This is a genomic window from Pseudomonas sp. P4_C3, from assembly GCF_056402075.1.
On the sequence record NZ_JBFUIC010000668.1, the window covers coordinates 1 to 1094 of the forward strand.

General features: G+C 55.3%; 3 protein-coding genes and 1 pseudogene. All 4 read right to left on the reverse strand.

Annotated elements, in window-relative coordinates:
- Nucleotides 1–160, reverse strand: a 160-nt coding sequence (rpmD, locus tag AC1DVH_RS31620) for a 50S ribosomal protein L30 (RefSeq protein ID WP_477757095.1), incomplete at its 3' end; no start/stop codon positions are given.
- Nucleotides 161–162: 2 nt separating this feature from the next.
- The gene (rpsE, locus tag AC1DVH_RS31625) at nucleotides 163–663 is read right to left on the reverse strand and encodes a 30S ribosomal protein S5 (protein ID WP_003186035.1); all 501 of its coding nucleotides are present in this window, start codon (nucleotides 661–663) and stop codon (nucleotides 163–165) included.
- A gap of 3 nt (nucleotides 664–666) precedes the next feature.
- Entirely contained in the window at nucleotides 667–1017 is a 351-nt protein-coding gene (gene rplR, locus AC1DVH_RS31630; protein ID WP_003186037.1) for a 50S ribosomal protein L18, read from the reverse strand.
- 10 nt (nucleotides 1018–1027) lie between these two features.
- Nucleotides 1028–1094: pseudogene (locus AC1DVH_RS31635) on the reverse strand (50S ribosomal protein L6); the annotation flags it as partial.

The following is a 1094-nucleotide window of genomic DNA, read 5'->3' on the forward strand; positions in this document are numbered from 1 at the left end:
GCATGTAGTAAGCCTTGTTGATCATCCCGCGATTCTCGGGAGTATCCAGGACTTCTACAGTGTGACCGATGCGACGCAGACCCAGACCCTTAACGCACAGTTTGTGGTTAGGGATGCGGCCGGTCATGCTTTTGATCAGCGTTACTTTTACGGTAGCCATGATCAGAAGATCTCCTTGACGCTTTTGCCACGCTTGGCGGCAATGGATTCAGGAGACTGCATTGCTTTCAAACCCTTGAAAGTGGCGTGAACCACGTTTACCGGGTTAGTCGAGCCGTAGCACTTGGCCAGAACGTTCTGAACGCCAGCAACTTCGAGGACAGCACGCATAGCGCCGCCAGCGATGATACCGGTACCTTCAGAAGCAGGCTGCATGTACACCTTCGAAGCGCCGTGAGCGGACTTCATTGCGTACTGCAGAGTGGTGCCGTTCAGATCAACCTGGATCATGTTGCGGCGAGCAGCTTCCATTGCCTTCTGGATCGCAGCAGGCACTTCACGCGACTTGCCACGGCCGAAGCCAACACGGCCCTTACCATCACCAACCACGGTCAACGCGGTGAAAGTGAAGATACGGCCGCCTTTAACGGTTTTGGCTACGCGGTTAACTTGAACCAGCTTCTCGATGTAGCCTTCGTCGCGCTTTTGGTCGTTATTTGACATAACTTAGAACTCCAGCCCAGCTTCACGAGCAGCATCAGCCAGCGCTTTAACGCGGCCGTGGTACTTGAAGCCAGAGCGGTCGAAAGCCACTTGCGAGACGCCAGCGGCCTTAGCACGCGTAGCGACCAGCTGGCCAACCTTAGTGGCCGCGTCGATGTTGCCGGTGGCACCATCACGCAGTTCTTTATCCAAAGTCGAGGCGCTTGCCAGGACTTTGTTGCCGTCGGCCGAAATGACCTGGGCGTAGATGTGCTGCGAAGAGCGGAACACGCAGAGACGCACGACTTCGAGTTCGTGCATTTTCAGGCGTGCTTTGCGAGCGCGACGCAGTCGAGTAACTTTTTTGTCGGTCATTTGCTATGCCCTACTTCTTCTTGGCTTCTTTACGACGGACGACTTCGTCCGCGTAGCGCACACCTTTGCCTTTGTAC

Bases quoted from the DNA above. Each gene is read 5' to 3' on its own strand.
- rplR (WP_003186037.1), bottom strand. From the start codon at position 1,017: ATGACCGACAAAAAAGTTACTCGACTGCGTCGCGCTCGCAAAGCACGC.
- rpsE (WP_003186035.1), bottom strand. From the start codon at position 663: ATGTCAAATAACGACCAAAAGCGCGACGAAGGCTACATCGAGAAGCTG.